The organism is Micromonospora sp. WMMB235, from assembly GCF_001855515.1.
GTDB classification, from domain to species: Bacteria; Actinomycetota; Actinomycetes; order Mycobacteriales; family Micromonosporaceae; genus Micromonospora; species Micromonospora aurantiaca.
Window position 1 is genome coordinate 1,873,798 of sequence record NZ_MDRX01000001.1, and the last position, 9,773, is coordinate 1,883,570.

Genomic DNA, 9,773 nt, shown 5'->3' on the forward strand with positions numbered 1-9,773 from the left:
CAGCAGCGCCACCTGCGTACGCGCCTCCTGCGGGTCGAGGCCGGCCAGCCGGTCGGCCCACGCGCCGGTGCCGGAGCGGCGGCGCTTCGCGGCCGGTCCCACCAGCCCCCGCAGCATCACCGGCACCCGGCCGGCGGCGGTCTGCGCCCGCATGGCGGGCAGGTCGACCACGGCCGGCACCAGGGCCGCGCCGCCGTGGGTCAGGGCGGCGTCCCACAGTCCGAGCCCGACGGGGGCGGTCATCGGGACCAGGCCGGCCCGGGTCACCCGGGCCCGGTCGGCGTCGTTGATCGACGCCGCCATGCCGTCGGTGTCCCACATGCCCCAGGCGAGGCTGACGGCGGGCAGCCCGCGCTGCGCCCGCAGCACGGCGAGGGCGTCCAGGAAGGCGTTGCCGGCCGCGTACGCGGCCTGGCCGGGAGAGCCGAGCACTCCGGCGACGGAGGAGAAGAGCACGAAGAGGTCGAGGTCCAGCTCGGCGGTCGCCTCGTGCAACCACCAGCCCGCCGTGACCTTCGGGGCAAGCACGTCCGCCAGCCGGTCGGCGGTGATCCCGCTGACGATGCCGTCGTCGAGGACGCCGGCGGTGTGGACCACCCCGGCCAGGCGGTCGTCGGCGGTGATGGACCGGACCAGCTCGCCGACGCGCTCGCGGTCGGTGACGTCGGTGGCGACCACCCGGGCGGTCGCGCCCAGCGCGGCCAGCCGCCGCACCAGTTCGTCGGCGCCGGGGGCAGCCGGCCCCTGCCGGGACACCAGCACCAGCGAACGCACGCCGTACGCGGTGACGAGGTGTTCGGACACCAGGGCGCCCAGCGATCCGGTGCCGCCGGTCACCAGGACGGTTCCCCCGCCGAGGGCCGCCGGGGTGCGCGCGGCGCCCGTGGCGCGGACCAGCCGCGGCAGGTACGCCGTGCCCGACCGCACCGCGACCTGCCCGCCGAGGGCGGGGCCGTCGGCGACGGCGGCGAGCAGGGCCAGCAGGTCGGCGTCCAGGTCGGTGCCGGGTTCCAGGTCGGCCAGTACGATCCGGCCGGGGTGCTCCGACTGGGCCGAGCGCAGCAGGCCCCAGACCGCCGCCCCCGCCAGGTCGGTGACGCGGTCGTCGGCGCCGGTAGCCACCGCGCCGCGGGTCACGACGACCAGCCGCGAGTCCGCCAGCGGCCCGGCCGTCAGCCACGCCTGCACCACGCCGAGGACGTCCGCCGTGACGGAGCGCACCGCGTCGGGCACGTCCGCGCCGGAAGGTGCCGGGGTGACGGGCAGCAGCAGCGCCGCCGGGGCGGTGCCGTCCGTCGCCGCCGTGGTCAGATCGGCGATGCCGGCGTACGCCGGAAGCTGCGGGGCGCCGTCGAGCGGACGCCCACCGAGCACGACCCAGCCGTACGCGCCGTCGGGCGCGACGATCTGCTCCGGCTGCCAGGAGACCTCGAACAGGGATCGGTACGCCTCGTCCGGCGCGGCCGCCAGGCCGGTCATCTCGCGCAGCGTCAGCGAGTCCACCGACACCACGGGCACGCCCGTCTCGTCGGTGGCTACCAGCCGCACCGAGCTGCCGGAGGCGGTGAGGCGGACCCGGAGCGTCCGGGCGCCGACGGCGTGAACCTGCACCCCCTCGAACGCGAACGGCACCCGGGGACCGCCGCCCGCCTCGTCGGCGGGAAGCAGCCCGACAGGGTGCAGGGCGGCGTCCAGCAGCGCCGGGTGCACCCCGAAGCCCGCCGGATCACCGGCGAACTCGTCGGCGAGGGCGACCTCGGCGAACACCTCGCCGTCGGCGGTCCACGCCCGGCGCAGGCCCCGGAAGACCGGCCCGTACGCGAGCCCGTGCTCGGCGACCGTCGCGTACCAGCCGGTGACGTCCACCTCGGACGCGCCGGGCGGCGGCCACGCGCCAAGGGTGGGCTCGTCGGCAGTGGGGGCGCCGACGAGGCCGTCGGCGTGCCGGGTCCACCCCGACTCGGGGTCGTCCTCGGACTGCGAGTGCACGGTCACCGACCGGCTGCCGGTGCCGTCGACGGGACCGACCCGGACCTGCACCCGTACCCCGCCGCCGGTGGCGGGCAGCACGAGCGGGGCGAGCACGGTCAGCTCACGGACACGGGAGGCACCGACCTCGTCGCCCGCCCGGACGACGAGGTCCACCAGGGCGGTGCCCGGCACGACCACGGCGCCGGAGACGACGTGGTCGGCGAGCCACGGGTGCGTCGACACCGACAGCCGGCCGGTCAGCACCACCATGTCCTCGCCGGCGACCGACACCGCCGCGCCGAGCAGCGGGTGTCGCGCCACGCCGAGGCCGGCCCCGGAGACGTCGGCGGACCGGCCGGTGGGCGGCAGCCAGTACCGCTCCCGCTGGAAGGCGTACGTGGGCAGGTCCACCCGCCGCGCGCCGGTCTCGGCGAACCACGACTGCCAGGTCACCGGCACACCGTGCACGTGCAACTCGGCCAGGGCGTGCAGCAACGCCTGCGCGTCCGAACGGTCACGGCGCTGCACAGCCACCGCCAGCACGGCCTCGTCATCGGCGAGCAGGTCGGCGTTCATAGCGGTCAGGACGCTCTGCGGGCCGACCTCCAGGAACGTATCCACACCGGCAGCCCGCAGGGCGGCGACCCCGTCGGCGTACCGCACAGCCTCGCGCACGTGCCGCACCCAATACTCCGGCGTGCAGATCTCGTCACCGGCCAGGGCACCGGTCACGTTCGACACGACCGGCAACAACGGCGCCGCAAACGCCAACCCACCCAGAACCGTACGGAACTCATCGAGCATCGGCGCCATCAACGGGCTGTGGAACGCGTGGCTGACGGTGAGCCGGCGGGTACGCACCCCCCGATCCCGCCAGACCCGCTCCACCTCGGCCAGGGCCTCGACGGCACCCGACACCACCACTGCGGCAGACCCGTTGACCGCCGCGATACCGACCCGATCGGTCAGCCCCGCGACCGACTCCGCCACGGCCGCCTCATCAGCGGCTACGGCCAGCATCCCGCCACCGGTCGGCAGCGCCTGCATCAACCGACCCCGCGCCGCCACGAGGGCGCACGCATCCGCCAGGGACAACACACCCGCGACATGCGCCGCCGTCACCTCACCGATCGAGTGACCGGCCAGCATGTCGGGAACGACCCCGAACGACTCCACGAGGCGGAACAGCGCCACCTCGACCGCGAACAGACCGGCCTGCGTGAACACGGTCTGGTCCAGCAGCTCCGCCTCGGCGGTGCCCGCCTCGGCGAACAGCACCTCCCGCAGCGGGCGCGGCAGCAGCGGGTCGAGGTGTCCGCACACCTCGTCCAGCGCGGCGGCGAACACCGGGAAGACCCCGTACAACTCCCGGCCCATCCCGGCACGCTGCGCACCCTGACCGGAGAACAACAGCGCCAGCTGGCCGCGCTGGCCGCCCGGGCCGGTGAGCACGCCGGCCGAGAGCTCGCCCGCCGACACGGCTTCGAGGCCCGCCAGCAGTTCGTCCCGGCTCGCCCCGGACACGACGGCCCGGTGCTCCAGTACGGAGCGCGACGCCACCGAGGACCACGCCACGTCGAGCGGGCGCGGGGCCTCGGTGCCGCCGAGCCATTGCGCCCAGCGGCCGGCCTGCGCCGACAGCCCGGCCGCGTCGCGGGCCGACAGCAGCAGCGGCAGCACCGTCGGCGGCCGGGACGGCTCGTCACCGTCGGCCGGCTCGTCCGCGTCGGTCGGCGCGGACGGCTGCTCCAGGATCAGGTGCACGTTCGTACCGCTGATGCCGAACGACGACACGGCGGCCCGGCGCGGCCGGTCCACCGCCGGCCAGGGGCGCGCCTCGGTGAGCAGGGAGACCGCGCCGGAGGACCAGTCCACGTGGGGGGTCGGCTCGTCGAGGTGCAGGGTCCGCGGGAGCAGGCCGTACCGCATCGCCTGCACCATCTTGATCATGCCGGCGACGCCGGCCGCGGCCTGGCTGTGGCCGATGTTCGACTTGATCGAGCCGAGCAGCAGCGGCCGGTCGGCGGGGCGGCCCTGGCCGTAGGTGGCCAGCAGCGCCTGCGCCTCGATGGGGTCGCCGAGCGTCGTTCCCGTGCCGTGCGCCTCGACGGCGTCCACGTCGGCCGTGGTCAACCGGGCGTTCGCGAGGGCCTGCCGGATCACCCGCTGCTGGGCGGGGCCGTTGGGGGCGGTGAGGCCGTTGGACGCGCCGTCCTGGTTGACGGCGCTGCCGGCGAGCACGGCGAGCACCTGGCGGCCCTGCCGCCGGGCGTCGGAGAGCCGCTGGACCAGCAGCACGCCGACGCCCTCCGACCAGCCGGTGCCGTCGGCGTCGGCGGCGAAGGACTTGCAGCGCCCGTCCGGGGCGAGGCCGCCCTGGCGGGAGAACTCGACGAAGGCACCGGGGGTCACCATGACGGTGACGCCGCCGGCCAGCGCCATGTCGCACTCGCCGCCGCGCAGCGCCTGAGCGGCCAGGTGCACAGCCACGAGGGAGGACGAGCAGGCGGTGTCGACCGTCACCGCCGGGCCCTCCAGCCCGAAGGTGTACGACACGCGGCCGGAGATGACGCTGTGCGCGCCGCCGGTGAGCTGGTAGCCGGCCAGCTCGGCCGGTGTGTCGGTGGTGCCGTAGCCCGACGGGGAGGCGCCGACGAAGACGCCGGTACGGCTGCCGCGCAGCTCGTCCGGGTCGATGCCGGCCTGCTCCATGGCCTCCCAGGACGCCTCCAGCAGCAGGCGCTGCTGCGGGTCCATGGCGACGGCCTCGCGCGGCGAGATGCCGAAGAAGCCCGGGTCGAAGGTGGTGGCGCCGTCGACGAAGCCGCCCTCGCGGGTGTGCGAGACGGGTTGCCCGTCGGCGTCGACGGCCAGCAGCCGGCCCATGTCCCAGTGCCGGTCGTCGGGGAAGCCGCTGATGCCGTCGCGCCCGGTGGCGACCAGGTCCCACAGGTCGTCCGGGTTGGCCACGCCGCCCGGGTAGCGGCAGCTCATACCGACGATGACGATCGGGTCGCCGTCCACCGGCCCGGCGGGGCCCCAGGCGGTCACGGTCTCGACCTCGTGCAGGCGCAGCGTCACCGACAGGTGGTCGGCGAGGGCGGCCGGGTTCGGGTAGTCGAAGACCAGGGTGGTGGGCAGGGTGAGGCCGGTGGCGGCGCCGAGCCGGTTGCGCAGCTCGACGGCGGTCAGCGAGTCGAAGCCGAGTTCCTTGAACGCCCGGCCGGCCTTGACCAGGTCCGTGCCGGAGTGGCCGAGCACGGCGGCGGTGTGCGTGCGTACGAGGTCGGTCAGGTGGCGGTCCTGCTCGGCGCGGGGCAGCGTCAGCAGGTGCTGGCGCAGCCCGCCGCCGGCGGTGTCCTCGGGCTCGGCGTCGACCACGCGCAGGGCGTCGCGCGCCTCGGCGACGTCGTCGAGCAGGGGGCGGGCGCGGGCGGCGGCGAACGCCGGGGTGAACAGGGACCAGTCAACGTCTGCCACGGTCACCGACGGCACGGCCCGGCCGACGGCGCTGCGCAGCGCGTACACGGCCTGGGCCGGCGACATCGGGCTGAGGCCGCGGCGGGCCAGCAGTTCCTGGCCCTCGCCGCTGGCCATGCCGCCCTCGGCCCAGGGGCCCCAGGCCACGGCGGTGGCGGCCAGGCCGCGGGCGCGGCGCCGCTCGGCGAGGGCGTCGAGGAAGGCGTTGCCGGCGGCGTACGCGGCCTGTCCGCCGCTGCCCCAGATGCCGGCGATGGAGGAGAACAGCACGAACGCGTCGAGCGGCCGGTCGCCCAGCAGCTCGTCCAGGTGCACGGCGCCGGCGATCTTGCCGTCGAGCACCCCGGCCAGCCCGGCGAGGTCGGTGTCGACCAGCATGGTCAGCTGGCCCACGCCGGCGGCGTGTACCACCGCGGTCAGCGGCGCCGGGTCGGCGTCGACGTCGCGCAGCAGCGCCTCGACGCGGGCGCGGTCGGCCATGTCGGCGGCGACCAGGGTCACCCGGGCGCCGAGCCCGGTCAGTTCGTCGCGCAGCTCGGCCGCCCCGGGGGCGTGCTCGCCGCGGCGGCTGGTCAGCACGAGGTGCTCGGCCCCGTTGGCCGCCGCCCAGCGGGCCACGTGCGCGCCCAGCGCGCCGGTGCCGCCGGTGACGAGGACGGTGCCGGACGGCTGCCAGCGGTCGACGGCGCCGACGGCCGCCGGCGTGGCACGCACCAGTCGCCGTACGAAGACGCCGGAGGGTCGTACGGCCACCTGGTCCTCGGGGCCACCGCCGGTGAGGACGCCCACCGCGTGGTCCCAGTCGCCGCGCCCGGGCGCGTCCGGCAGGTCGACCAGGCCGCCCCAGAGCTGCGGGTGTTCCAGCCCGGCGACCCGGGCCAGGCCCCACAGCCCGCCCTGGGCGACGCTGCGCACCGGGTCGGTGTCGCCGGTGCCGACCGCGCCCCGCGTGAGCATCCACAGTGGTGCCGTGACGTCGGCGGCGTGCAGGGCCTGCACCAGCGTCATCGTGGCGGCCGTGCCGAGCGGCACCGCCGGCCGGCCGGGGTGGGGCCGCTCCAGCAGGCCCAGCAGGGAGACGATCCCGGTGAACGGGGCGTTCTGTACGGCCTGGGCCACCCGCGACGTCACCTGGTCGCGCTCGGCGAGCGGGTCCACCGCCAGCCGGGACACCTCGCCGCCGGCGGCGCTCAGCGCCCCCGCGAGCGCCCCGGCCCACTCGGTCGTGGCGGCGTCGTCGACGGGCTCCACGAGCAGCCAGCGGCCCGACGGGGTGACCGGTGCGGGGGCGGCGGTCCGCTTCCACACCACCCGGTACGACCAGCCGTCGACGACGGTGTCCCGCAGCCGCGCCCTGCGCCAGGACGACAGCACCGGCAGGGCCGGGGCGAGCACGTCCAGGGCCGCGCCGTCGACGCCGATCTGCGCCGCGAGCGCCGCCACGTCGGAGCGCTCGACGGCCGACCAGAACTCGACGTCCACCACGTCCGGGCTGACCGGGCCGGTGGCCGAGGCCGGCATCTGCTCGGGCCAGTAGCGCTGCCGCTGGAACGCGTATGTGGGCAGGGCGACCGGGGTCGCTCCGGTGCCGGCGTAGAGGGCCGCCCAGTCGACGGGTGTTCCGTTGACGTGCAGCTCGGACAGGGCGGCGAGCAGGGCCCGCGACTCGGGGCGGTCGGCGCGCAGGGCGGGTACGGCGACGACCGGGGTGTCGTCGTCGGCGTCCGCCGGCTCCCGCCCGCTCAGCACGTCCCGGGTCATGGCGGTCAGGACGCTGCGCGGGCCGATCTCCAGGAACGTGTCCACCCCGGCGGCGCACAGCGCGGCGACCCCGTCGGCGAAACGCACAGCCTCCCGGACGTGCCGCACCCAGTAGTCGGCCGAACGGATCTCGTCGGCGTCAGCCAGCGCACCGGTCACGTTCGACACGACCGGCAACCCCGGCGCCTCGAACGTCAACCCGTCCAGGACCACCCGGAACTCATCCAGCATCGGCTCCATCAACGGACTGTGGAACGCATGACTCACCGACAACCGGCGCGTCCGCACACCCCGCCCACGCCAGACCCGCTCCACCTCGTCGAGCGCCTCCACCGCACCGGAGACCACCACCGACGTCGGCCCGTTGACCGCCGCGACCCCCACACCGGTCAAGCCGTCCAGCGTCGCCAGCACATCGGCCTCGGCCGCCGCGACGGCCAGCATCCCACCACCGGCCGGCAACGCCTGCATCAACCGGCCCCGCGCCGCCACCAACACACACGCATCCGCCAGCGACAACACCCCCGCCACATGCGCGGCCGTGACCTCGCCGATCGAATGACCACCCACCAGGTCGGGGGCGACGCCGAACGACTCCACCAGGCGGAACAACGCCACCTCGACCGCGAACAGACCGGCCTGCGTGAACACCGTCCGGTCCAGCAGCTCCGCCTCGGCGGAACCCTCGGGTGCGAACAGCACCTCCTTGAGCGGGCGCGGCAGCAGCGCGTCGAGCTGTGCGCACACCTCGTCCAGCGCGGCGGCGAAGACCGGGAACTCCGCGTACAACTCCCGGCCCATGCCGGCACGCTGCGCGCCCTGACCCGAGAAGAGCACCGCGAGCGGACCCCGGTCGGCGGCCTGCCCGGCGACCAGCGCGCCGGACGGCTGGCCGGCGGCGAGGGCGCGCAGCCCGGCCAGCAGCTCCTCGCGGTCGGTGACGGTGAGCACCGCGCGGTGTTCCAGCGCGGAGCGCGACACGACCGACGACCAGCCGACGTCCACGGTGCGGAGGGCCTCGTCGTCCTCCAGCCACCGGGTCCAGCGGCCCGCCTGCGCGCCGAGCGCGGCCTCGGAGCGGGCGGAGAGCAGCACGGGCACCGCCGGCAGGGCGACTGTGGGTGCCGGTCCGGCGTCGGCGGGCTCGGCGGCATCCGGGGTCGGTGGCTCCTCGATGATGGTGTGCGCGTTCGTGCCGGAGATGCCGAACGACGACACGGCCGCCCGGCGGGGACGGTCGGTCGCCGGCCACGGCGTCGCCTCCGTCACCAGCGACACCTCGCCGGCCGACCAGTCCACCTTCGGCGTCGGCTCGTCGACGTGCAGGGTGGACGGCACTAGTCCGTGCCGCATCGCCATCACCATCTTGATCACGCCGGCCACGCCCGCGGCGGACTGACTGTGACCGATGTTCGACTTGATCGAGCCGAGCAGCAACGGCCGGTCGGCGGGGCGGTCCCGCCCGTACGTGGCCAGCAGGGCCTGCGCCTCGATCGGATCGCCGAGGACGGTGCCGGTGCCGTGCGCCTCGACGGCGTCCACGTCGGCCGTGGTCAACCGGGCGTTTGCGAGGGCCTGCCGGATCACCCGCTGCTGGGCGGGGCCGTTGGGGGCGGTGAGGCCGTTGGACGCGCCGTCCTGGTTGACGGCGCTGCCCCGGATCACGGCGAGGATCGGGTGTCCCTTGCGCTGCGCGTCCGACAGCCGCTCCACCAGCAGGATGCCGACGCCCTCGGACCAGCCCGTGCCGTCGGCGGCGGCGGCGAACGACTTGCAGCGGCCGTCCGGGGCGAGCCCTCGCTGCCGGGAGAAACCCACGAACGGGCCGGGGGTGGCCATGACGCACACGCCGCCGGCCAGGGCCAGGTCGAAGTCGCCCTGCCGCAGCGCCTGGCACGCCAGGTGCAGGGCGACCAGCGACGACGAGCAGGCGGTGTCGACGGTGACCGCGGGGCCCTCCAGGCCGAGGGCGTACGCGATCCGGCCGGAGACGACGCTGGTGGCCGTACCGGTCAGCAGGTAGCCCTCGTCGGCGCCCTCGGCCTCGCTCTGCGGGCCCATGCCGTAGCCGTTGGCGGCGGTGCCGACGAAGACGCCGACCTTCTGCCCCCGCATCGAGGCGGGTGCGATGCCGGCGTGCTCGAACGCCTCCCACGACGTCTCCAGCAGCAGCCGCTGCTGGGGGTCCATCGCCACGGCCTCGCGCGGCGAGATGCCGAAGAACTCGGCGTCGAAGTCGGCCGCGTCGTAGAGGAAGCCGCCCTCGCGGGTCGTGGAGCGGCCGGCGCGGTCGGCGTCCGGGTCGTACAGGTTGTCCAGGTCCCAGCCCCGGTCCGTCGGGAAGCCGCCGATCGCGTCGCCGCCGGAGGCCACCAGGTCCCAGAGCTGCTCGGGGCTGGCGACGCCGCCCGGGTAGCGGCAGGACATCGCGACGATCGCGATCGGCTCCCGGGCGGCGGCGGTCAGCTGCTGGTTGAGCTGGCGGAGGCGGCCCGTCTCCTTGAGCGACGCGCGAAGCGCCTCGACGACCTTGTCTGCGGACGTAGACATCATGAGCTCCG

Annotated in this window: 1 protein-coding gene (running past one end of the window); it reads right to left on the reverse strand. The window is 75.7% G+C overall.

All coding sequences use genetic code 11. The annotated features are described in order from the left end of the window. Positions 1–9,762, reverse strand: partial view of a type I polyketide synthase gene (locus BFV98_RS07710; RefSeq protein WP_071095640.1) — the 5' portion only. Its footprint begins 20,031 nt before the window's first position; 9,762 of the gene's 29,793 nt are visible here — the first part of the coding sequence; the start codon lies at positions 9,760–9,762; the stop codon falls past the left edge of the window. Positions 9,763–9,773 lie beyond the last annotated feature (11 nt).